The sequence below is a fragment of the Streptomyces sp. NPDC025721 genome (assembly GCF_055558595.1).
Genome location: NZ_JBVHMF010000001.1, coordinates 662,593 through 684,055, shown reverse-complemented (window position 1 = coordinate 684,055; position 21,463 = coordinate 662,593). Strand labels below are relative to the sequence as shown.

Here is a 21,463-nt window from a genome sequence, read left to right as displayed (position 1 = left end):
GTTCTCCCGGTGCGGTCTCTTGGGCAGACACCGTACCGGCAGGGACCTCCGCTCGGCCCGCGGGTCCGCGCCGGTGTGCGCGCGGACCGCCCGGCGGCCGATCGCCTACGGCTCCAGCACCACCACTTCGACATCCGCTCCGGCCTCGACCGAGGTGTCGGCTTCCGGTACGACGATCAGCGCGTCGGCGTGCGCGAGCGCCCTGACCAGGTGCGACCCGGAACCGCCGACCGCCGTGACCGTACCGGACGCCCGGTCGTAGTGACCGCGCAGGAACTGCCGCCTGCCTTCCGGCGACCTCTCGATCGCGGTGACGCACACCGCGCGCACGACCTCCCGGTGCACCGACCCGGCACCCATCAGCGTGCGGATCGCGGGGCGGACGAACAGCTCGAAGGACACGTACGCGCTCACCGGATTGCCGGGCAGCGCGAGCAGCGGTGTGCGGTCGGGGCCGATCCGCCCGAAGCCCTGCGGCTTGCCCGGTTGCATCGCGAGCTTGCGGAAGTCGACATGTCCACTTGGTGCGGAGATGTCACCCTCACCGTCGTCGCCGTTGACGTTCATCTCACTGCCGTCCGCGATCGACGACAGCGCTTCTTTGACGACGTCGTACGCGCCGACGCTCACCCCGCCGCTTGTGACGATGATGTCGGCGCGGATGAGCTGGTCCTCGATGGTGGCGCGAAGCGTCTCCACCTCGTCGGCGACGGCGCCGACGCGATACGCGATGGCGCCCGCCGCCCGCGCGGCGGCGGTGAGCGCGAAACTGTTGGAGTCGTAAATCTGACCGGGTCCGAGGTCCTCACCCGGCTGCACCAACTCGCTGCCGGTGGACACCACGACCACCCGCGGCCGGGGCCGCACCTTGACGGCGCCGCGCCCGATCGCCGCGAGCAGCCCGATCTGCGCCGGGCCGAGAATCGTACCGGCGGCCAACGCCAACTCCCCCGCGGCGACATCACTGCCGCGAGCCCGCACGAACTGCCCGTGCTCCACCGGCCGGTGCACCCGCACCTCACCCGCCGCGCCGGCCGGATCGGTGCTGTGCGCGCTCATGCTCGCCGCCGGGCCGCCACCGGTGCCGCCGTCGGTCCACTCCACCGGCACGACACCCTCAGCACCGGGCGGCAGCGGGGCGCCTGTCATGATCCTGGCGGCCTGGCCCGGTCCCACCGTGGGCAGTTCACCGCTCCCCGCCGCCACATCGCCGACCACGTCGAGCACCGCCGGGTGCTCCTCGGTCGCCGCCTTGGTGTCGGCGACCCGCACCGCGTAGCCGTCCATGGAACTGTTCTCGAACGGCGGCAGCGCCACCGGCACCGTGACGTCCTCGACCAGCACACACCCCTGCGCGTCGAGGATCTGCAACTCGATCGGTTCCAGCGGGGTCAGTTGCCCCAGGATGCTGTCGAGATGTTCGGAGACGGACCACACCCGGTCGGCGTCATGACTCACTCTTGCATCTCCTCGGTGACGTACGAACGCAGCCAGGTCCGGAAATCTGGCCCCAGGTCATCACGTTCGCATGCCAGTCGGACAATCGCACGCAGATAGTCACCGCGGTCACCGGTGTCGTAACGCCGCCCGGTGAACACCACACCGTGCACCGGCCCGCCGGTGTGGTCCCGGTGCGACAACTCACGCAACGCGTCGGTGAGCTGGATCTCGCCGCCACGCCCCGGCTCGGTCTTCTTCAGCACGTCGAAGACGGCGGCGTCGAGCACATAGCGGCCGATGACCGCATACGACGACGGTGCCTGGTCGGGGTTCGGCTTCTCCACCATGTCGGTGACGCGCACGACATCGTCGTCGCTCGTCGGCACCACGGCGGCTGCACCATAGAGGTGGATCTGCGAGCGATCGACCCGCATCAAGGCGACGACACTGCCGCCGTGCCGTTCCTGCACCTCCACCATGCGCGCCAGCAGCGGGTCGCGGGGGTCGATGAGGTCATCACCGAGCAGCACGGCGAACGGCTGGTCACCGACGTGCGGTTCAGCGCACAGCACCGCGTGACCGAGGCCCTTCGGGTCACCCTGGCGCACATAGTGCATGGTCGCCAGACCGCTGGATTCGCGTACCCGCGCGAGCCGGGACTCGTCACCCTTGCGGGTGAGTGCTTCCTCCAGCTCGTAGTTGCGGTCGAAATGGTCCTCCAGGGCGCGCTTGTTGCGTCCTGTGATCATGAGCACATCGGAGAGCTGTGCGGACACGGCTTCCTCGACCACGTATTGAATGGCCGGCTTGTCGACCACGGGAAGCATTTCCTTGGGCGTCGCCTTGGTCGCCGGCAGGAAGCGGGTACCAAGACCGGCGGCAGGGATCACAGCCTTGCTGATCCGGGTACGAGGATGTGATTGCGTCATGCCGTGCACCATAGCGGGCAAGTATTTGCCCGAAGACGAAGGTACGACTGGTTGTGACGGATCGGTGACGGATGTGTGTGGTATGAGCGACGCCCGCGAGCGAAAAGCAGCACTGCGGACCCGGCTCCTGCGCACCCGACGCGACCTTACCGCCGCCGACCGCGCCGCCGCAGCGACAGCGCTCTCGCAGACCGTACGCGGCCTGCCCGAACTGGCCGCCCCCGGACCGGTGGCCGCCTATGTGTCGATCGGCGCGGAGCCCGGCACCCGGGAGTTGATCGACACCCTGCGGAACGCCGGTACGCGCGTCCTACTGCCCGTCCTGCTCCCCGACAACGACTTGGACTGGGCCGCATACGACGGCCCCGACGCCCTGCACCGCACCGGACGCGGCCTGTTCGAGCCGACCGGCGAACACCTCGGCCCCCAAGCCGTCACCACGGCGCGGGCCGTTCTGCTGCCTGGCCTCGCCGTGGACGCGCGCGGTGTACGTCTTGGCCGCGGCGGCGGCTCGTACGACCGGGTCCTCGGCCGGCTGAGGGAGGCCGCGGTCGATCCGCTTCTCATGGTGCTGCTCTACGCGCACGAGGTGGTCGAACGGGTTCCGCAGGAACCGCACGACCACCTCGTAGACCTGGCGGTGACGCCGGGAGGAGTGCACCGCTTCACCAGGTGATGTCATTCGCGCGTGACGTTTTCCGTCACCAGGTGCGCGATTACCGGTGTGATTTACGGAGTGAGTGCCATCTTCGCCTTGGTGGCCTTGTCCACCTGCTCGGCGGAGAACACCCAGGGGAGAAGTTCGCCGTTCGCCCACATATTGGTCTGGTCGGTGTAATGCGCGTTGTAGACGTGGCCTGACGCGCCGGTCAGATTGATCCACCGGGACTTGTCGAGGTCCTGGAGATTGACGATCATCCGCATGGACGGGACCCAGACGACGTCGTAACCGCCCGCCGCGTTCCAGCCGGTCGCGTTCACGGCCGCCTCACCGCCGCCGAGCTGCCAGGGGCCGCGGTTGAGCAGCCACTTGAGCACGGCGGGGCCTTCGGTTCCCAGCGTCTGGTTCTTCAGCTCCAGCTTGTGGAGGCGGCCCCAGCTCCAGGTGTCGATGTCCTTGCCGAGCTTGGCGGTCAGTTCGTAGCGTGCGTCCTTCATGGCCTGCCCAAGGAGCTGGTCACGATCGCTGTGGTGCTTCTTGTCGGGGTCTCCGCTGAAGAACGCCGTTGTCGACATCGTCCACCAGGGGCTGTTCTGCTGCGGCAGCATCTTGCGAACGACCTCGAACCACCGGTCGCCGCCGTCCGGCTGCGCCTCGTCGGCATCCCGCTCGCCGCACTCGTGGACCGTGCCGCTGCTGCCGTCGAGATTGTCGACCGGCCCGGTCTGCCCGGCCGGGGGCACCCGCAGGCACTGCCCCTCGGGACGCAATTCCTTGGGCAGCTTGTTGCCGAAGGCCAGCTTCAGGACATTGCGCCACACCGCGTTGAAGTACGCGGCGGCGGCGGAATCGGCGTCCTGGTTGAAGTCCCAGCCCTCCAGCAGTTGCTGCGCCTTGCGTACGTAGTCGCCCTTGTCGTTCGTGATGTTGATCTTCAAAAGATACGGAACGAGAAGCTTGGCGATCTCACTGCTGCTGTCGCCCTGCATCGACTGCATGTCGTCCATGGAGACCTTGCCGCCGTCCTTGATCTTGGACGCGATGAGGTCGTTGATGCGCTGGCTCCTGGTGCCGTATCCCCAGTCCTCGGTCAGCAGGTACGGGTACTTGCTCTGATCGATGACGGCCTGGTTGGCGGTCACGATGTATCCGCGGGAGGGGTTGTACTCGTACGGCATCGACTTGAACGGGATCGTGCCCGTCCAGTCGTAGTGCGAGTCCCAGCCGGGCACCGGGTACGTACCGTCCACACCGTCGGCGCGCGTCGGCACCTGGCCCGGCGCCTGGTAGCCGATATTGCCCTTGGTGTCGGCGTAGATCAGATTCTGCGACGGGACCGCGAAGTCGGCGGCGGCGGCCCGGAACTGGTCGAAGTCCGTCGCCTTGTCGAGTTCGAAGACGGCGTCCATGGTCTTCGAGGGCTGGAGCGCCGTCCATCGCAGAGCGACGGCATAACCACTGTTGACGCCGCCCGGTGGATCGGTGACGGGTGCGGTCTGTCCGACGGTGCGGATCTCGTCGCTGCGGTCGGAGATCACGGGGCCGTTGTTGGTTTCGCGCACCGTAATAGTGCGGCTTTTACCACCCGCGACCTTGATGGTCTCCTGGCGCGTCTTGAAGGGCAGTTGCTTGCCGTCGTAAAGGTAGGTGCCCGCCGTGACCTTCTCCAGGTAGAGGTCGGTGACGTCCGCACCCAGGTTGGTCATTCCCCAGGCGATGCTCTGGTTGTGGCCGATGACGACCCCTGGCATTCCTGAGAAGGTGTAACCGGCGACGTCGTACGGGCAGGCGGCGTTCACCACCCGGCAGTGCAGGCCCATCTGGTACCAGAGGGAGGGAAGCTGCGGCGCCAGGTGAGGGTCATTGGCCAGCAGCGGCTTGCCGGTGGTGGTGTAGGTGCCGGACACCACCCATGAGTTGGAGCCGATGCCGTCACCCGACGGACCGAGCAGCGCGGGCATCTGGTCGATGATCTGCGAGATACCCGAAAGCTGTGTGTTGACCGAGCTGCTGAGTCCCTGCGGGCCGCCGGACGACGCGGGCTCGTACGCGCCGGTGATCTTGTTGACGGAACCGCCGTCCACGATCGGCCGGTTGCGGTCGTACGGATACGCCGGGTAGAGCTGCTTGATCTGCGCCTGGCTGAGGCGGCTGGTCATCAGGGCGCGGTCGATCTCGTCCTGCATGTTGCCGCGCAGGTCCCAGGCCATCGCCTTGAGCCAGGCGACGGAGTCGACCGGCGTCCAGGGTGCGGGTTTGTAGTCGTTGCTGAACGACAGCGCCGCGTACTCGACCGACAGTCCGGCGCCGCTGTGGTCCTTGAGGTAGGCGTTGACACCGTCGGAGTACGCCTGGAGGTACTTCTTGGTGGTGGCGTCGAGCTTGGTGTCGTATTCCTTCTGCGCGACGCCGCGCCAGTTCAAGGTGCGCAGGAAGGCGTCGGTCTCGACCTGGCCCTTGCCGAACATCTCGGACAGCCGTCCCGAGGTGAGATGGCGGCGTACGTCCATCTCGTAGAACCGATCCTGCGCCTGGACGAAGCCCTGGGCGCGGAAAAGGTCCTCGGGGCTGTCGGCGTAGACCTGGGGGATGCCGTTCGCGTCGCGCATGACGTCGACGGGCCCTGACAGGCCCTTGAGCTTCAGCGAGCCCGATGTCTGCGGGAAGGAGGCGCGGACGGTGCTCACGCTCCAGTAGGACCCGAATCCGATGCCCGCTACGAGCAGCAGCACGAACGCGATCACGATGAAGCGTACGCGGCGGGATTTCTTCCGTGCGGGCATCGCTGTCCTTCGAGGGGCAGGGCGGACCGGTGATCAAGGTGCTCGTTGTGCAAGGGCAACCATAGGGGCAGCCCGGCGGTCGGCGGCCGGTGGGCCGTGGAATGTCAAGAGAGCGTAAAATGTTAGGTAAGGCAACGAAGTTGAAAGGACCGGCACCCTGACTGTCCACCATCTCAACGAGATCCTGCTGGTCGGCGCCTCAGTACTGCTGGTCGCGGTCGTGGCCGTGCGCCTCGCCTCACGCAGTGGCCTTCCCACCCTGCTCATCTACCTGGGCATTGGCGTCATCATGGGCCAGGACGGCGTCTTCGGCTTCACCTTCAACGACGTCCAGCTCACCCAAGTCCTGGGTTATGCCGCACTGGTGGTGATCCTCGCCGAAGGCGGACTTGGTACGAAATGGCAGGAAATCAAACCGGTACTGCCCGCCGCTGCAGTGTTGTCGACATTCGGCTTGATGCTGAGCGTCTTCGTCACCGCCGGCGCCGCGCACTATCTGGTGGGCCTCGACTGGCGGCAGGCGCTGATCATCGGCGCGGTGGTGTCGTCGACGGACGCGGCCGCCGTCTTCTCCGTGCTGCGCAATGTGGCGCTTCCCAAGCGCGTGACCGGCGTCCTGGAGGCCGAGTCCGGCTTCAACGACGCCCCTGTCGTGATCCTGGTGGTCGCCTTCTCGGCGGCGGGTCCCGTCGACCACTGGTACCACTTGGTGGGCGAGATCGCGCTGGAGTTGGTCATCGGTGCCGCGATCGGGCTCGCGGTCGGCTGGTGCGGCGCCTACGGCCTCAGACACGTCGCCCTGCCCGCTTCCGGCCTCTACCCGATCGCCGTCATGGCGATCGCCGTCACCGCCTACGCGGCAGGTGCCATGGCGCACGGCTCCGGCTTCCTCGCCGTCTACATCGCCTCGCTCATCCTCGGCAACGCCAAACTTCCACACCGGCCCGCGACTCGCGGTTTCGCCGAAGGGCTCGGCTGGATCGCTCAGATCGGCCTGTTCGTCCTGCTCGGTCTGCTCATCACACCGCACGAACTGGGTGACGATGTCGTCCCCGCTCTGATCATCGGACTGTTCCTGACCGCGGTCGCCCGGCCCGCCTCCGTGATCGCAAGCCTGCTGCCCTTCCGCATCCCCTGGCGCGAACAGGCGCTGATGTCCTGGGCGGGGCTGCGCGGCGCGGTGCCGATCGTGCTCGCCACCATCCCCATGGTGGCGGGAATCACCGACAGCAAGCGGATCTTCAACATCGTCTTCGTCCTGGTGATCGTCTACACCGTGGTGCAGGGCCCGACCCTGCCATGGGTCGCCCGCCGACTGCGGCTGTCCGGCGACAGCAACGGCGACGCCGCCGACCTCGGCATCGAATCCGCGCCGCTGGAACGGCTCCAGGGCCACCTGCTGTCCGTCGCCATCCCCAACGGCTCACGCATGCACGGCGTCGAGGTGGACGAACTGCGGCTGCCCACCGGCGCCGCCGTCACCCTGGTGGTACGCGAGGGCGCCAGTTTCGTACCGCTGCCGTCGACCGTGCTGCGGCGCGGCGACGAACTGCTCGTGGTGACCACCGATCCGGTACGGGACGCGGCCGAGGCCCGGCTGCGGGCCGTCGGGCGCGGCGGCAAGCTCGCCGGGTGGCTCGGAGAGAAGCCGCCTGGTCGGCAACGCAGCCGACCAGGTGACCGATAATCCGATCAACGTCCGGACCGCGCCAGGTGCGCGAAAACGGCTCCGGTCTCCGCGTATCATGGTGAGGTATTTGTCGAGTTCAACCTCTGTCTGACGCAGAGCCGGCGCGGATTCCCGCGCTGAGCGGACGGCTCTCGGCGCGGTCATTCGCGGACCTGGATCCGCGTCCGCGCTACCAGGCGGCAGAAAGACCAGGCTGTGGCATCCAAGGTGCCCACCTCCCCGTCCACGTCCCCACCCGGGACAACGCCCACGCCCGTCGGAGTCGATGCAAAGACCGGCTACCGTCAACTGCTGAGCACCCCCGGCGCCTGGGCCTTCCTGCTCCCCGGTTTCGCCGCCCGGCAGCCGTTCGCGATGCTCACCATCGGCATGGTGCTGCTCGTCGAGCACACCACCGGCTCCTACGGCACCGCGGGAGCCGCCGCGGCCGTCACCGGGGTCTCGATGGCCCTGTGCGCCCCGAGGAGCGGCCGACTGGCCGACCGCTTCGGGCAACGTGCCGTCCTCGTACCAGGCGTCGCCCTACACACCGTCTCCGTCATCGGGCTGGTGACGCTCGCGCTGACCCATGCGCCTACCTGGACGCTGTTCGCGGCGGCCGTGCCCGCTGGTGCCACCGTGCCGCAGATCGGGCCGATGGTGCGCGCCCGCTGGGCGGTGGCGTTGAACGGCTCGGCAACCGCCCCGTCCAGCGCCGCCTCCCCCTTGATGACAACGGCCGCGGCCTTCGAGTCGGTGACCGACGAATTCACCTTCGTCATCGGCCCTGTGCTCGCCACCGCGCTGTGCACCGCGGTGCACCCGGCGGCCGGGCTGATCACCGAGGCAGCGCTGACCCTTGCGGGAGGAATCCTCTTCGCCGCGCAGAGAAGTACCGCACCCGTTCCGCACCCCACCATGGGGGGCGTCAGCGGAAAACCCGCCTCAGCCTTGTCCGTACCCGGAATGCGCGCGCTCGCCGTCGCCTTCCTCGGCATCGGCGCCGTCTTCGGCGGCATGCAGGTGTCGCTGACCGCCTTCACCCAGGAAATCGGCCGGCCCGGCATCAGCGGCCTGTTGTACGGGACCTTCGCCGCCGGAAACATGCTGGCGGGCGTCGTCTACGGCGCGGTCGCCTGGCGTCGGAGCCCCCGTACCAGGCTGCTCGCGGCGTACGCGGCCCTGACACTCGCCTGCGCCCCGTTGTGGGCCGTGCACGCCGTGCCGGTACTGGCACCGCTCGGACTGCTGGTGGGCCTGTGCATCGCACCCACCCTCATCACCGGCTACACGATGGTGGACGCCCTGGTACCGGGCGAGTCCCGCACCGAGGCGTTCACGTGGCTGACGGGGGCGGTAGCGCTCGGGCAGGCGGCCGCCGTCACGACGGCCGGGCTGCTGGCCGACCACGCCGGCTCGCACGCCGGTTTCACGGTGCCGTTGGCCGGTACGGCGCTGGCGCTCATGGTGCTGGTGGGGCTGCGCGAGAGGTTGGTGCCACAATCGCGAGGAGTGGTCGCGTCGGGTGTGATCGGTCACCGTGCGGCGGTCCCGGTGGACTGACGCCGGGAAATACTGCACTATTGAGCGTCGTTAGCACTCAATGAGTGAGAGTGCCAGGAGGAGCAAGTGCCGACGTACCAGTACCAGTGCACCGAGTGCGGCGAGGGCCTCGAGGCGGTGCAGAAGTTCAGCGATGACGCGCTGACCGAGTGCCCCAACTGCGGCGGACGCCTGCGCAAGGTCTTCTCCGCCGTGGGCGTGGTCTTCAAGGGCTCCGGTTTCTACCGGACCGACAGCCGCGGCTCGTCCACGAGCAGCGCGCCTGCCGCCAAGAGCAGCAACTCGGACAGCAAGTCCGACAGCAAGCCGTCCTCCGGCTCGTCGTCGGGTTCATCGTCCGGCTCCTCTTCGGGTTCCGGCACGGGCTCCTCGTCCTCGAACAGCACGTCGGCGGCCTGAGCCCTTCCGAGGCTTTCGCGGACCTTACGAACCCCCGCCGTTTTCGCGGTGGGGGTTTCGTCGTGTGCCCGGCGTCGCAATAGGGTGATCGACATGGTGCAGAGCAGCAGTGCGGCGGACGCGCAGGCCGAGATCGGCGTCATCGGCGGATCCGGTTTCTACTCCTTCCTCGACGATGTGAGCGAAATCACGGTCGAGACTCCCTACGGCCCGCCGAGCGACTCGCTGTTCGTCGGCGAGGTAGCGGGGCGCCGGGTGGCGTTCCTGCCCCGGCACGGTCGCAAGCACCATCTGCCACCGCACAAGATCAATTACCGCGCCAATCTGTGGGCGTTGCGGTCCGTCGGCGCGCGCCAGGTGCTCGGTCCTTGCGCGGTGGGCGGCCTGCGCACCGAGTTCGGCCCCGGAACGCTGCTGGTGCCCGACCAACTCGTGGACCGTACGAAGTCGCGCGCCCAGTCGTACTTCGACGGCGAGACGCGAGCCGACGGCCAGGTGCCGAACGTGGTCCATGTGACCTTTGCCGACCCGTACTGCCCGGTGGGCCGGAAGGCCGCCGTCGGCACGGCACGGTCGGGTGGCTGGGAGGCGGTCGACGGCGGGACGCTGGTGGTGGTCGAGGGTCCCCGCTTCTCGACGCGCGCGGAATCGCTCTGGCACGCGGCGCAGGGCTGGTCCGTGGTCGGGATGACCGGCCACCCCGAGGCCGTGCTCGCCCGCGAACTGGGGCTTTGCTACACGTCGTTGACGCTGGTCACCGATCTGGACGCGGGCGCCGACACCGGAGAGGGCGTCTCTCACGAGGAGGTGCTGGAGGTCTTCGCGGCCAATGTCGGCCGGATGCGGGACGTGCTCTTCGACCTGATCGGCGAGCTGCCGGACAACGACGCGCGGGACTGCCTGTGCGTGGACTCGCTGGGGGGCCAGGACCCGGGGATCATTTTCCCCTAGCACGCGGACTCCCGTATCCCTTGGCTCCTGCCTTCCGCGAAGCGGTAATTCACGCCTCCGGGTGGCCGAGTTATCCACAAGTCGGGAGTTGTCCACAGGGATCGGAGCGCTGTCGGCGCCGTGCGCGATGGTGGATGCATCGACCGGACATACCGGTATCGAGCACCTCACGTCAGGCGGTGGTCCGTCATGTCCTGCTCCCCCACTCCCTATTCGGCTCCGGCGTGCCCCGAGCCGTACACGCCGCCGCGTTGCGCGGTGCCGGACTTCCCGCCGATCCGAGCGGGCGGCCGACGGCAGCTCCTGCGGCGGTCGCCGGGGCGCCGACGGCGCTCATTGGCCTTCGGTCTGGCGCTGACGGCGGCCGCGCTGGCGGCGGCCGCGGCGCACGGGACCGGCCCGCGTCATGACGCGGCGGCCCCACGCGGACCCGCACCGGCCAGCGACACCACCCACGCAGCGACCGTACGGGCGCCCCATGACGTGGCCGAGGTGCTGGTCAGGGCGCCGGTGCGGATCGCCGACGCTGCGGCCGTCGCGCTGCTGCGCCCTGGTGACCGGATCGATGTGCTGGCCAGTTCGCGGGTGGTGGCGTCGAACGCGACCGTTGTGGCCGTGCCGGGCCGCGCGGACAGCTCGAAGCCCGCAGGAGAGTCCGCCCCACCCGATGTCAGTGGCGGTGGAGGCGGCGGGGCACTGGTCGTGGTGGCCGTGCCACGCCGTACGGCGGCGGCGCTCTCCGGAGCGGCCGTCTCGTCACCGCTGGCGGTGACATTGTGCTGAATCACCCGTTCGTGGACGGCGATTGGACACGCCGAACCCGCATTGCCTTCTATGGCGGAACCCATCATTCCGCCACATCGGCGTCACGGAAGAGGCATAGCGGTGACCGACAAGAACAAGCCGGGCGTGCTGGCAGGCTTCAAGGAATTCATCACGCGCGGGAACGTGATCGACCTCGCGGTCGCGGTCGTCATCGGTGCCGCGTTCACCAACATCGTGAACTCCGTGGTGAACGGCGTGATCAATCCCCTGGTCGGTGCCTTCGGTACGAAGGATCTCGTTGGGTACTCGTCCTGTCTGAAAGGCCCGTGCGTCGTCAACGACAAGGGCGAGACGATCAGCGGGATCCACATCCTGTGGGGCTCGGTGCTGAGCGCCGTCCTGACGTTCCTGATCACCGCGGCGGTCGTGTACTTCCTGATGGTCGTACCGATGTCCCGCTACCTGGCGCGGCAGGCGAGCAAGCGCAAGCACGACGAGGTGGTGGAGAAGGCGGCCGAGGTCGAGGAGATCACACTGCTGCGCGACATCCGCGACGCGCTGGTCTCGCCGCGCAGCGGGGGCGGGAACTGATCGTCCGCTCCGCTCAGAGGTGGTGCGGCGGCTTCTCGTTGAGGAAGCGCGTGAAGTCGTCGTCATCGGCCGCCGAGCCGGAGGGCCGGTCGCCCCAGCCCCGGTCGGTGTCGTCGGCCGAGGGGCGGTCGAGCGGATCGTCGAAGACGAGGCCCGAGGGTCCCACCGGGGGTACGACGGCCGGGGTGGGTTCGTCGACGGGGTTCTCGGCCGGGGTGCGATCGGGGGCGCTACTCATGCCTCCAGGGTACGGCGGGGCGTCGGTGGCCGGGCTGTCGTCCCTGCTCAAGCGGCCGGAGGGAGATACCCCAAGTGTCCGTTTGAGGCAGTCGGCCGGATATACCTGGCCACATGCAGACACCGGACCCGACGCCCTCGCCCGCACCGGCAGCCGTACGCCCGGACCCGGAGAGCGTGGAACAGCGACGCGCACAGGCACACGTACCGGAGCGGGAGCACGTAGAGGCGCAGGCGCGGGAACAGGATCTCGACCGAAGCGACCTCGCGTACCGTCGCTGGTTGAGCGAGGCTGTGGGGAAGGTCCATGCCGACGCCAACCGGTCCGCCGATACCCATTTGCTGTCAGTTCCGCTCCCGGCGGACTGGGGCGTCGACCTCTATCTGAAGGACGAGTCCACGCATCCCACGGGCTCGCTGAAGCACCGCCTGGCGCGCTCGCTGTTCCTGTACGCCCTGTGCAACGGCTGGATCCGGCCGGGGCGGCCGGTGATCGAGGCGTCCAGCGGGTCGACGGCGGTCTCGGAGGCATACTTCGCCCGGCTGATCGGTGTCCCCTTTGTGGCCGTGATGGCACGTGGGACGGTGCGGTCCAAGATCGAGCTGATCGAGTTCCACGGGGGCCGATGTCATCTGGTCGACGACCCGTGCGAGGTGTACGGGACGGCGGCACGGCTGGCGCGGGAGACCGGCGGCCACTACATGGATCAGTTCACGTACGCGGAGCGGGCGACGGACTGGCGGGGCAACAACAACATCGCCGAGTCGATCTTCCGGCAGATGGCGGTCGAGCGGTTCCCGGTCCCGACGTGGATCGTGGCGACGGCCGGTACCGGGGGGACGTCGGCGACGCTGGCCAGGTACGTGCGGTACGCCCAGGCGACGACGGGGATCTGCGTCGCGGATCCGGAGAATTCGGCGTTCTTTCCGGGCTGGCGGGATCACGATCCGGCGGTGACGACCGGAGCGGGGTCCCGTATCGAGGGGATCGGCCGCCAGCGGGTGGAGCCGAGTTTCGTGCCCGGCGCGATCGACCGCATGATGCGGGTCCCGGACGCCGCTTCCATCGCGTGCGTGCGCGTCCTGGAGCGCCTGCTCGGCCGCCGGGCGGGCGCGTCAACCGGCACCGGGCTGTGGGCCGCCTTCCGGATCATCTCCGAGATGCGCGAACGCGGTGAACAGGGCAGCGTGGTGGGTTTGTTGTGTGATCCGGGTGAGCGGTATCTGGAGAAGTACTACTCGGACGGCTGGCTGGCCGAGCAGGGCATCCGGATCGGCCCTTACGTGGAGCGCGTCGAACGCTTCGTGACCACGGGGGAGCTGGCGCGGGCGGATTCGCCGAGCGGGCAGACGAGTCGGGGCTGAGCGGCCTGGAATTCCGCGCGGCGCGCTGCGCGTAGTGCCTGTCGTACTCCATGGTGTCCTCCATGACTGAACCGACGACTCCGGCAGGTCCGGTGGCCAGGACCAGCGGCGCGTTGCGCCGGATGACGGCACGCAGCCGCGACGAGAAAGACCGCGCGTCCACGCCACTTGAGCTGTTCTTCGACCTGTGTTTCGTGGTCGCGGTCGCGCAGGCGGGCGTCCGGCTGGTGCATGCCGCCGTGGAGGGGCATCCGGGACACGGCGTGACCGGTTACCTGTTGGTCTTCTTCGCCATCTGGTGGGCGTGGGTCAACTTTTCATGGTTCGCCTCCGCATACGACACGGATGATGTGCCGTACCGGATCACCACGCTGGTGCAGATCGTCGGTGTGCTGATGCTGGCGGCGGGTGTGCCGCGCGCCTTCGACAGCGGCGACTTCCGGTTGGCGGTGTGCGGATACGCGGTGATGCGGCTGGCGTTGGTGACGCAGTGGCTGCGGGCGGCCGGGGCCGAGACGGGCGCGGCCCGGGGGACGGCTTTGCGGTACGCGTTCGGGGTGACGTTGTGCCAAGTGGGCTGGATGGCGTTGCTGTTGCCGCACGGTGCGCCGCCGGTGTGGGCGTTCGTGCTGTTGGCGGTGGCGGAGATGTCGGTGCCTGTGCTGTCGGAGCGGGCGGCACCGACGACGTGGCATCCGCGTCACATCGCGGAGCGGTACGGGTTGTTCACGATCATCGTGCTCGGGGAGTCGGTGTCCTCGGCGACCATCGCCGTACAGTCGGCGGCCGACGAGCACGACGCGCTCAGTGAGTTGTTGCCGATCGCCATCGGCGGGTTGCTGATTGTCTTCGCCGCGTGGTGGATCTACTTCGCGGTGCCGATCCATGACCACCTGGTGTCGAACAGGCAGGCGTTCCTTTGGGGTTACGGCCACTTCGCGGTGTTCGGTTCGGCGGCGGCGATCGGGGCGGGGATGGAGATCGCAGTCGAGCAGGCGGTCGGGGAGGCGGAGATCTCGACGCGGGTGGCGGCGGCCTGGGTCACGGTTCCCGCCGCGGTGTTTCTCATCACTGTCTGGCTGTTGCACTCACGGCACTACAAGCGGGGTCTCGCGCAGCAGCTCACGCTGCCGGTCTCGGGGGCGGCGGTGTTGGCGTGCACCTTCACGGGGTCGCATGCGGTGTTGTGGGCCGGGTTGGTGTGTGCGGTCACGGTGGGGGTGGGGGTGACGTTGCAGGCGCGGGGTGGTGGTCAGACGGCGCCGGTCGCGCCGAGGAGCTCGCCGACGGCGTAGGTGATGGCCATCGCGATGGCGCCGCCCGCGGCGTTGCGGAGGATGGCGGGGCCGGTCGGTGCGCTGCCGAGGCGCGCGCTCGCCCAGCCGCAGCCGACGAGGGCCAGCAGGACGGAGACGACGGTGACGGCCAGGCGCCATGAGGTGGGTGGCAGGACGATGGCCAGCAGCGGGAGCAGGGCGCCGATGGTGAAGGAGACGAAGCTCGCGCCGGCCGCGTGCCAGGGGTTGGCGAGTTCGTCGGGGTTGATGCCGAGTTCGACGCGGGCGTGGGCGCCGAGGGCGTCGCGTTCGGTGAGTTGCTCGGCGACTTCGCGGGCGAGTTCCTGGCTGATGCCGCGGTCTTCGAGGAGGCCGGTGAGTTCGTCGAGTTCGGCTTGGGGGGTGGTGGCGAGTTCTTCGCGTTCCAGGGCGAGGGCGGCCTGTTCGGAGTCGCGTTGTGTGCTGACGGAGACGTATTCGCCCGCCGCCATCGACAGGGAGCCCGCGAGGAGTCCGGCCATGCCCGCGGTCAGGAGTGTGGAGCGGGAGTCGGTGGCTCCCGCGACGCCGACGACCAGGCCCGCGGTGGACACGATGCCGTCGTTGGCGCCGAGTACGGCGGCGCGCAGCCAGTTGAGCCGGGTGCCGAGTCCGTCGTGGTGGGGCTCGTTCTTGTGGGGCCCGGCTTGGGCGTCGGTCTGGTCGTCCATAGGCGGAAGCGTCTCACCTGGGGCGGTCGTGCCCGATCAGGTGGTTGTGGGTGTCGCGGACAGGCCGAACCCCGGTGCGGGGGGGAATGCACCGGGGTTCGGGTCTGTGGGGAAGCGCGCCGGTCAGGCGGCTTCGTATTGGTCGAGGCCGGTCGCGCGGGCCATCCGCTTGAGGTCGGCCAGCGCGTGCTTCTCGATCTGCCGGATGCGCTCGCGCGTCAGTCCGTGCTGCTTGCCGACCTCGGTGAGGGTGCGCTCGCGGCCGTCGACGATGCCGTAGCGGGCCCGGATGATGGAGGCGGTGCGGTCGTCGAGGCGGTCGATCAGCCCGTCCAGTTCCTCGCGGCGGAGCATCACGAGCACGGAGTCCTCGGGTGACGGCGCGGCGCCGTCTTCCACCAGGTCACCGAATTCGGTCTCGCCCTCGGCGTCGACGGACATGTTGAGCGACACCGGGTCGCGGGCCCAGTCGAGGACGTCGGTGACGCGCTCGGGGGTCGAGGCCAGTTCGGTGGCGATCTCGGCGGGCTCCGCGTCGCGGCCGTGCTCGCGGTTGAACTCGCGCTGCACGCGGCGGATGCGGCCCAGTTCCTCGACGAGGTGGACGGGCAGCCGGATCGTGCGGGACTGGTCGGCGATGGAGCGGGTGATGGCCTGGCGGATCCACCAGGTCGCGTAGGTGGAGAACTTGAAGCCCTTGGCGTAGTCGAACTTCTCGACGGCGCGTACCAGGCCGGCGTTCCCCTCCTGGATCAGGTCGAGGAGCGGCAGTCCGCTGCGCGGGTAGCGGCGGGCCACGGCCACGACGAGCCGGAGGTTGGAACGGATGAAGACGTCCTTGGCCTGCTCGCCCGCGGCGACGATGGCCTCGAGCTCCTCGCGGCGGGCGTCACCACCGGCCTTTGCGGGCAGTCCGGGATCGGCTGCGAGTATGCGTTCTGCGTAGACGCCCGCTTCGATGTCGCGGGACAGTTCCACTTCCCTGGCGGCGTCGAGCAGCGGGGTGCGCGCGATCTCGTCCAGGTACATGCCGACGAGGTCGCGGTCGGCGACTTCCCCGCCTGCGGCGCGAACGCTACTGGTCCCGCCAGCGTGACGACGGGCGACGGCACGGGTTGCCATGCGTGCTCCCTTACGAAGGTGCGGTCGGGTCTCGGTCGGACCGGGCGGTCGGGCCGCTTGCCGGATGGTTCCGTCAGGTGCGGCTCTTGCCTTGCGGTTGCCCCGTCCTGATCGGGATAACGATTGGAATCCGGACACAATTCCCATCTCGTGACCTGAATTTTGTGATCATGCAGTACCCTGTCTCGCCACACAGGGAGGCCAAAGGGTGCCGGAACGTCCAGAAGTCCAGGTCAGACCAGGTAGCGAGGGCGATCTGGCCGCTCTTACCGACATCTACAACCACTACATCCGTGAAACGTCGATCACGTTCGACGTAGTTCCCTTCACCGTCGAACAACGTCGTCCGTGGTTGCTCTCCCACCCGAAAGACGGCCCGCACCGGCTCTTGGTTGCTCACTTTCCCGGCCCGTCGGGACGAATCCTGGGTTATGCGACCAGCAGCCCCTTCCGACCGAAGGCCGCGTACGCGACGTCGGTGGAGACGACGATCTATCTCGCGCACGACGCGGGCGGGCGCGGCATCGGCACGCTGCTCTACACGGCGCTCTTCGAGGCCCTGGCGGAGGAGAACCTGCATCGCGCGTACGCGGGCGTCACGCTGCCGAACGCGGCGTCGCTGCGGCTGCATGAGCGTTTCGGCTTCCGGCCGGTCGGGGTGTACGAGGAGGTCGGCCACAAATTCGGCGCGTACCACGATGTGGCGTGGTTCGAGAAGCGCCTGGGCTGACGCCGGCCTCGCACGCTGATACGCGTGGACAGCGCGAGACGTGCGGACACGTGCGGACACGTGCGGACACGTGCGGCTTATTTGAAGGTTCAAGCATATGGGGTTACGGTGGTGCTCCCGTACGCTTGAAACTTCAAGGAGGGTGCGCGATGACCACGGCAACCCCGGAGCGCATGCCCGCGCTCTACCTCTCGCACGGCGCCCCGCCGCTCGCCGACGACCCGGTGTGGCCCGCAGAGCTGGCGGCCTGGTCGGCCGACCTGCCGCGGCCCAAGGTGATCCTGATGGTCTCGGCGCACTGGGAGGAGGCCCCGCTGGCGATCGGCGCGACCACCACCGTCCCCCTGGTGTACGACTTCTGGGGCTTCCCCGAGCACTACTACCAGGTGCGGTACGCGGCGCCCGGCGCGCCCGCGCTCGCCGACTCCGTGCGGAAACTGCTGCGCGGCGCAGGTAATCCCGTGCAGGACGTGCCCGACCGCGGTCTCGACCACGGCGCGTACGTACCGCTGGTGGAGATGTTCCCCGCCGCCGACATTCCGGTGCTCCAGGTGTCGATGCCGACGCTCGACCCGGAGAAGCTACTGGACATCGGACGCAAGTTGGCGCCGTTGCGCGACGAGGGCGTGCTGATCGTGGGCAGCGGATTCTTCACGCACAATCTGGCGGCGCTGCGCAACGCGGGTCCGCGGCCGCCGAGCTGGTCGGCGGAGTTCGACGACTGGGGTCACCGGGCGTTGGAAGCCCAGGACGTGGACGCGCTGCTGGACTTTGAACACACCTCGCCCGCCGGGCGGTTGGCGCACCCGCGGACCGAGCACTTCGCCCCGCTGTTCGTTACGCTCGGCGCCGCCGAGTCCGAGCTCGGCAGCCAGCGCAGCATCATCGACGGTTTCTGGATGGGGCTCGCCAAGCGTTCCGTCCAGTTCGGCTGAACAGGGAGACCCCACGCTCATGCAGAAACGACGCATCGGGATCGGCGTGGCCGTAGTGGTCAGCGCCGTGACGCTGGCCGCCTGCGGCTCCGGCTCCAGCTCCGCCAGCGGCAAGGGAGCGAGCGACACGGCGACGACTACCGCGGGCGGCGGTGACAGCAAGCCCGCGGCCAGTTCCGTCTCGTGGCCCGCGCCCGCCGACGCCTCCGCGCAGGTCAAGGCGGCGGGACTGCCGATGCTCGGGCAGGAGGGGCAGGTGCTGCACATCCACAGTCACCTGGATGTGTTCGTGGACGGCAAGGCCGTCGTCGTGCCCGCCCTGATCGGCATCGACGAGGCCAAGCAGTCGATCAGCCCGCTGCACACGCACGACACCAGTGGCGTCGTGCACATCGAGTCGCCGGTGCAGGCCGACTTCACGCTCGGCGAGTTCATGACCGAGTGGAACGTGCCGCTCACGAAGGACACGCTCGGTTCGCTCAAGACCGGCGGCGGCAAGGAGCTGCACGTGTATGTGAACGGCAAGGAGCAGACCGGTGACCCGGCGGCGATCAAGCTGGGCGCGCACGAGGAGATCGCGCTCGTGTACGGCGCGCCTTCGGACAAGGTGACGGTGCCCAGCTCGTACAAGTGGCCCGAGGGGCTCTGACGGTCGCCGCGCGGGGCTGCGTATGGAATGACGAATGACCAACGGCAGGGCCCCGCCTCGTGCTGCACGAGGCGGGGCCCTGCCGTTTTCACGCGCTCACCCCATCGGGTGAGTGCCGTGCCGGGTCAGTGTGCGATGACCGGGATCGGGATGTCCTCGAAGTCGCCTTCGGCGACCCTCTCTCCGGTGTTCTGGACGCCCGCGTCGACCAGGACGAAGGCCAGGACGGCGGAGAGCACCAGGATGGCGGTGGCCCAGTAGATGGCGACCGAGTAGCCGTGGACGGCGGCCTGGTTGACGAACAACTGGTTCTTCAGGTCGGCCGGGCTCTTGGCGTGCGAGCCGATCCACGTGGTGGTGGCGCTGGCCGCGAGGGTGTTCAGCAGGGCGGTGCCGATGGAGCCGCCGACCTGCTGCGAGGTGTTGACCATGGCTGACGCGACGCCCGCGTCCTCGGGGCGCACACCGTGCGCGGACAGGCTCATGGCGGGCATGAACGCCGTACCCATGCCGAGGCCCATCAGGACCAGGCCGGGCAGCAGGATTTCGGCGTAGTTGGAGTCGACCTTGATCTGGGCGAGGATGCCCATGCCGACGGCGGCGACCAGGAAGCCGGGCGCCATCAGGAAGCGCGGCCGGACCCGCAGCATCAGCCGGGTGCCGATCTGCGTGGAGCCGATGACCATACCGCCGACCATGGGCAGGAACGCGAAGCCCGACTTGAGCGCCGAGTAGCCCATGACCTGCTGGAGGTAGTAGGTCAGGAACAGGAACAGGCCGAACATGCCGATGATGGCGAGGCCCAGCGACAGGTAGACGCCGCCCCGGTTCCGCTCGGTGATGACGCGCAGCGGCAGCAGCGGGGCCTTGACGCGGCTTTCCACGGCCACGAACGAGGCGAGCAGCACCACGGAGGCGACGAACAGGCTGATGGTCACACCGGACGACCAGCCGTCGGACTCGGCGCGGCTGAAGCCGTAGACGAGCGCGACCAGACCGGTGCTGGCGAGGACCACGCCGGGGATGTCCAGGCGGTTGCGGTTGCGGCCTTCGGCGGGTTCGCGGATGAAGGCGATGGCGCCGAGGACGGCGGCGACGGCGAAGAAGATGTTGACGAACAGCGCCCAGCGCCAGTTCAGGTACTCGGTGAGGACACCGCCGAGGATGAGGCCGACCGCGGCGCCGGCGCCGGCGATGGCACCGTAGATGCCGAACGCCTTGGCGCGCTCCTTGGCGTCGGTGAACATCACCGAGATCAGGGACAGCGCGGCGGGCGCGAGCAGGGCGCCGAAGACACCCTGGAGGGCGCGGGCGCCGAGCAGCATCGCCGTGTTGACGGCGGCGCCGCCGAGCGCGGAGGCCGCGGCGAAGCCGAGCAGACCGACGATGAAGGTGTTCCTGCGTCCCCACAGGTCCGCGATCCGGCCGCCGAAGAGCAGCAGGCCACCGAAGGCGAGGGTGTAGGCCGTGACGACCCACTGGCGGTTGCCGTCCGAGATGCCGAGGTCGGCCTGGGCGGAGGGAAGTGCGATGTTCACCACGGTCGCGTCGAGCACGACCATGAGCTGAGCGATGGCGATAAATATCAGCGCTGTCCAGCGCTTCGGATCGGGCAAGCGTGTTTCAGGCATAACTGATCTCACTAATGGATGCGGAGTGACAGGACGTGGGGACGTGTGTCATCGAGCTGGCGCCGGACGATGCGGATCGTGGTCCGGGATCCGGTCGCGGTGTTCATCGGTCGAGCGGCCGAGAACTGCGCTTCGGTAAGTCGGCGAACTTCCCTACGTTATCGCCCGGTTCATGGGCGTTGCGAACTATTTGTTTCCGGCTTTGAGGTCCTCCAGGGTGGCCGCCGTCCCGACGAGTACGGATCCGGCGGGGGCGCGCAGCCCGTCGAGGAAGAGCTGCAGGTGGCGGTGGACGAAGCGGTCGAAGCCCATGCAGCCCGTGCCCGGCAGCGGCCGGGTGAGCTGCGTCAGGGCGACCATCAGGTCACCGACGGCGATGTCGGTACGGAGCAGGCCCGCGCTCTGGGCGCGTTCCATGATGGCGTTGACCGACCGCTCCAGCCGTTCCATCTGCTGGGTGACGGCGGGGTCCTGGCGGTCGAAGGCGTCCGACAGCATCGGGCACAGCGCCCCGATCCGCTCTTCGGCCGCCTCGAAGACGAAGCGGCGCAGCGCGGCGAAGGCGTCGGGCTCCTGAGCGAGGGCGTCTTCGGCCCGCTCGGCGGTCGTGGCCATGACGGTGAGCGTGACCTGGCGGATCAGTTCGGCGCGGTCGGTGAAGTGCCGGTAGAGCGTCGCGTTCCCCACTCCCGCGCGGCGCGCCACGTCGTCGAGCGGCACGTCCGGGCCGAACTCCACGATGGCCTCGCGGGCGGCGGCGACGATGCGCTCGCGGTTGCGTGTGGCGTCCGCGCGCAGCCGCACGGCGCGCGGCCTGGTGCTGCTGGTGGTTGCGGTGGCGCTGGTCGTACCAACAGTGTCGAGGCTCACGGCGGGCGGCTCCTTCCGATCGATCCAGCGGTCGTTCACGGGGGTACGGGCCCCGTCGTTGAAACGGACAGGCACTCCCCGTTTCGCGGTCACCTGGTCTAAACGGGGACCGCGTCCCCGGATATTTCCCGTCACGCTTGTGACCTGCGTCACTCGATTGGCGGGGTTGGCGGGAGGCTTCACCAA

20 protein-coding genes are annotated in these 21,463 nt (G+C 68.7%); 12 read left to right on the top strand and 8 right to left on the bottom strand.

Annotated features, from left to right (window positions below; genetic code table 11):
• Nucleotides 1–105 precede the first annotated feature (105 nt).
• Nucleotides 106–1,458 (bottom strand): molybdotransferase-like divisome protein Glp, encoded by a 1,353-nt coding sequence (gene glp, locus ACZ4EF_RS03035; protein WP_391162371.1) that lies wholly within the window; start codon nucleotides 1,456–1,458, stop codon nucleotides 106–108.
• Nucleotides 1,455–2,369, bottom strand: a complete 915-nt coding sequence (gene galU / locus ACZ4EF_RS03030; RefSeq protein WP_401310442.1) for a UTP--glucose-1-phosphate uridylyltransferase GalU — start codon at nucleotides 2,367–2,369, stop codon at nucleotides 1,455–1,457. Before galU ends, glp begins: the two co-directional genes overlap by 4 nt.
• An 82-nt stretch (nucleotides 2,370–2,451) precedes the next feature.
• Here galU and ACZ4EF_RS03025 point away from each other — a divergent pair, with 82 nt between their 5' ends.
• Nucleotides 2,452–3,045: a 5-formyltetrahydrofolate cyclo-ligase gene (locus ACZ4EF_RS03025; RefSeq protein ID WP_467502438.1), complete on the top strand. Its 594-nt coding sequence runs from the start codon at nucleotides 2,452–2,454 to the stop codon at nucleotides 3,043–3,045.
• 53 nt (nucleotides 3,046–3,098) lie between these two features.
• On the opposite strand, the gene ACZ4EF_RS03020 is transcribed toward ACZ4EF_RS03025, so the two are convergent.
• Nucleotides 3,099–5,813, bottom strand: coding sequence for a penicillin acylase family protein (locus ACZ4EF_RS03020; RefSeq protein ID WP_467502436.1), 2,715 nt, complete (start codon nucleotides 5,811–5,813; stop codon nucleotides 3,099–3,101).
• Nucleotides 5,814–5,970: 157 nt separating this feature from the next.
• On the opposite strand from ACZ4EF_RS03020, the gene ACZ4EF_RS03015 reads away from it, so the two are divergent.
• The 6 genes from ACZ4EF_RS03015 (at nucleotide 5,971) to mscL (ending at nucleotide 11,751) form a co-directional block, all read left to right on the top strand.
• On the top strand, nucleotides 5,971–7,500 hold the full coding sequence (locus tag ACZ4EF_RS03015; protein ID WP_467502638.1) for a potassium/proton antiporter: 1,530 nt from the start codon (nucleotides 5,971–5,973) through the stop codon (nucleotides 7,498–7,500).
• A 291-nt stretch (nucleotides 7,501–7,791) separates the two neighbouring features.
• A complete protein-coding gene (locus ACZ4EF_RS03010) occupies nucleotides 7,792–9,045 on the top strand; it encodes an MFS transporter (RefSeq protein WP_467502636.1) in 1,254 nt (417 codons plus the stop codon).
• A 66-nt stretch (nucleotides 9,046–9,111) separates the two neighbouring features.
• Entirely contained in the window at nucleotides 9,112–9,444 is a 333-nt protein-coding gene (locus ACZ4EF_RS03005) for an FmdB family zinc ribbon protein (protein WP_391043359.1), read from the top strand.
• Between the two features lie 93 nt (nucleotides 9,445–9,537).
• A complete protein-coding gene (locus ACZ4EF_RS03000) occupies nucleotides 9,538–10,395 on the top strand; it encodes an S-methyl-5'-thioadenosine phosphorylase (protein WP_401310451.1) in 858 nt (285 codons plus the stop codon).
• Nucleotides 10,396–10,731: 336 nt separating this feature from the next.
• Complete coding sequence (locus tag ACZ4EF_RS02995; protein WP_467502434.1) at nucleotides 10,732–11,178, top strand: hypothetical protein; 447 nt, start codon at nucleotides 10,732–10,734, stop codon at nucleotides 11,176–11,178.
• A gap of 102 nt (nucleotides 11,179–11,280) precedes the next feature.
• Nucleotides 11,281–11,751, top strand: coding sequence for a large conductance mechanosensitive channel protein MscL (mscL, locus tag ACZ4EF_RS02990; protein WP_317452500.1), 471 nt, complete (start codon nucleotides 11,281–11,283; stop codon nucleotides 11,749–11,751).
• A gap of 13 nt (nucleotides 11,752–11,764) precedes the next feature.
• Here mscL and ACZ4EF_RS02985 read toward each other — a convergent pair whose 3' ends face one another.
• Entirely contained in the window at nucleotides 11,765–11,989 is a 225-nt protein-coding gene (locus ACZ4EF_RS02985; RefSeq protein WP_467502433.1) for a hypothetical protein, read from the bottom strand.
• 281 nt (nucleotides 11,990–12,270) lie between these two features.
• Between ACZ4EF_RS02985 and ACZ4EF_RS02980 the strand changes: the two genes are divergently transcribed.
• Both ACZ4EF_RS02980 and ACZ4EF_RS02975 read left to right on the top strand, forming a co-directional pair.
• A complete protein-coding gene (locus ACZ4EF_RS02980; protein WP_467502432.1) occupies nucleotides 12,271–13,353 on the top strand; it encodes a PLP-dependent cysteine synthase family protein in 1,083 nt (360 codons plus the stop codon).
• A gap of 62 nt (nucleotides 13,354–13,415) precedes the next feature.
• Nucleotides 13,416–14,648 (top strand): low temperature requirement protein A, encoded by a 1,233-nt coding sequence (locus ACZ4EF_RS02975; RefSeq protein ID WP_467502430.1) that lies wholly within the window; start codon nucleotides 13,416–13,418, stop codon nucleotides 14,646–14,648.
• Here ACZ4EF_RS02975 and ACZ4EF_RS02970 read toward each other — a convergent pair.
• Nucleotides 14,606–15,340, bottom strand: a complete 735-nt coding sequence (locus ACZ4EF_RS02970) for a VIT1/CCC1 transporter family protein (RefSeq protein ID WP_355337831.1) — start codon at nucleotides 15,338–15,340, stop codon at nucleotides 14,606–14,608. The genes ACZ4EF_RS02975 and ACZ4EF_RS02970 overlap by 43 nt on opposite strands.
• A gap of 123 nt (nucleotides 15,341–15,463) precedes the next feature.
• Entirely contained in the window at nucleotides 15,464–16,462 is a 999-nt protein-coding gene (locus ACZ4EF_RS02965; RefSeq protein WP_355337827.1) for a sigma-70 family RNA polymerase sigma factor, read from the bottom strand.
• Between the two features lie 208 nt (nucleotides 16,463–16,670).
• Between ACZ4EF_RS02965 and ACZ4EF_RS02960 the strand changes: the two genes are divergently transcribed.
• The 3 genes from ACZ4EF_RS02960 to ACZ4EF_RS02950 all read left to right on the top strand — a co-directional run bounded on the left by ACZ4EF_RS02960 (nucleotide 16,671) and on the right by ACZ4EF_RS02950 (nucleotide 18,776).
• Entirely contained in the window at nucleotides 16,671–17,192 is a 522-nt protein-coding gene (locus ACZ4EF_RS02960) for a GNAT family N-acetyltransferase (protein WP_401716308.1), read from the top strand.
• 149 nt (nucleotides 17,193–17,341) lie between these two features.
• On the top strand, nucleotides 17,342–18,127 hold the full coding sequence (locus ACZ4EF_RS02955) for a dioxygenase family protein (protein ID WP_467502428.1): 786 nt from the start codon (nucleotides 17,342–17,344) through the stop codon (nucleotides 18,125–18,127).
• A 19-nt stretch (nucleotides 18,128–18,146) separates the two neighbouring features.
• Complete coding sequence (locus tag ACZ4EF_RS02950; RefSeq protein WP_355337816.1) at nucleotides 18,147–18,776, top strand: hypothetical protein; 630 nt, start codon at nucleotides 18,147–18,149, stop codon at nucleotides 18,774–18,776.
• A 125-nt stretch (nucleotides 18,777–18,901) separates the two neighbouring features.
• On the opposite strand, the gene ACZ4EF_RS02945 is transcribed toward ACZ4EF_RS02950, so the two are convergent.
• Both ACZ4EF_RS02945 and ACZ4EF_RS02940 read right to left on the bottom strand, forming a co-directional pair.
• Nucleotides 18,902–20,407 (bottom strand): MFS transporter, encoded by a 1,506-nt coding sequence (locus ACZ4EF_RS02945; RefSeq protein ID WP_355337814.1) that lies wholly within the window; start codon nucleotides 20,405–20,407, stop codon nucleotides 18,902–18,904.
• A gap of 186 nt (nucleotides 20,408–20,593) precedes the next feature.
• Nucleotides 20,594–21,277, bottom strand: coding sequence for a TetR/AcrR family transcriptional regulator (locus tag ACZ4EF_RS02940; protein WP_391043333.1), 684 nt, complete (start codon nucleotides 21,275–21,277; stop codon nucleotides 20,594–20,596).
• Between the last annotated feature and the right edge of the window lie 186 nt (nucleotides 21,278–21,463).

Coding starts and splice junctions, on each gene's coding strand:
- ACZ4EF_RS02965 (WP_355337827.1), bottom strand. CDS start 16,462: ATGGCAACCCGTGCCGTCGCCCGTCGTCACGCTGGCGGGACCAGTAGC.
- ACZ4EF_RS02975 (WP_467502430.1), top strand. CDS start 13,416: ATGACTGAACCGACGACTCCGGCAGGTCCGGTGGCCAGGACCAGCGGC.
- ACZ4EF_RS03025 (WP_467502438.1), top strand. CDS start 2,452: ATGAGCGACGCCCGCGAGCGAAAAGCAGCACTGCGGACCCGGCTCCTG.
- ACZ4EF_RS03000 (WP_401310451.1), top strand. CDS start 9,538: ATGGTGCAGAGCAGCAGTGCGGCGGACGCGCAGGCCGAGATCGGCGTC.
- galU (WP_401310442.1), bottom strand. CDS start 2,369: ATGACGCAATCACATCCTCGTACCCGGATCAGCAAGGCTGTGATCCCT.
- ACZ4EF_RS02950 (WP_355337816.1), top strand. CDS start 18,147: ATGCAGAAACGACGCATCGGGATCGGCGTGGCCGTAGTGGTCAGCGCC.
- ACZ4EF_RS03020 (WP_467502436.1), bottom strand. CDS start 5,813: ATGCCCGCACGGAAGAAATCCCGCCGCGTACGCTTCATCGTGATCGCG.
- ACZ4EF_RS02955 (WP_467502428.1), top strand. CDS start 17,342: ATGACCACGGCAACCCCGGAGCGCATGCCCGCGCTCTACCTCTCGCAC.
- ACZ4EF_RS02970 (WP_355337831.1), bottom strand. CDS start 15,340: ATGGACGACCAGACCGACGCCCAAGCCGGGCCCCACAAGAACGAGCCC.
- ACZ4EF_RS02985 (WP_467502433.1), bottom strand. CDS start 11,989: ATGAGTAGCGCCCCCGATCGCACCCCGGCCGAGAACCCCGTCGACGAA.
- ACZ4EF_RS02945 (WP_355337814.1), bottom strand. CDS start 20,407: ATGCCTGAAACACGCTTGCCCGATCCGAAGCGCTGGACAGCGCTGATA.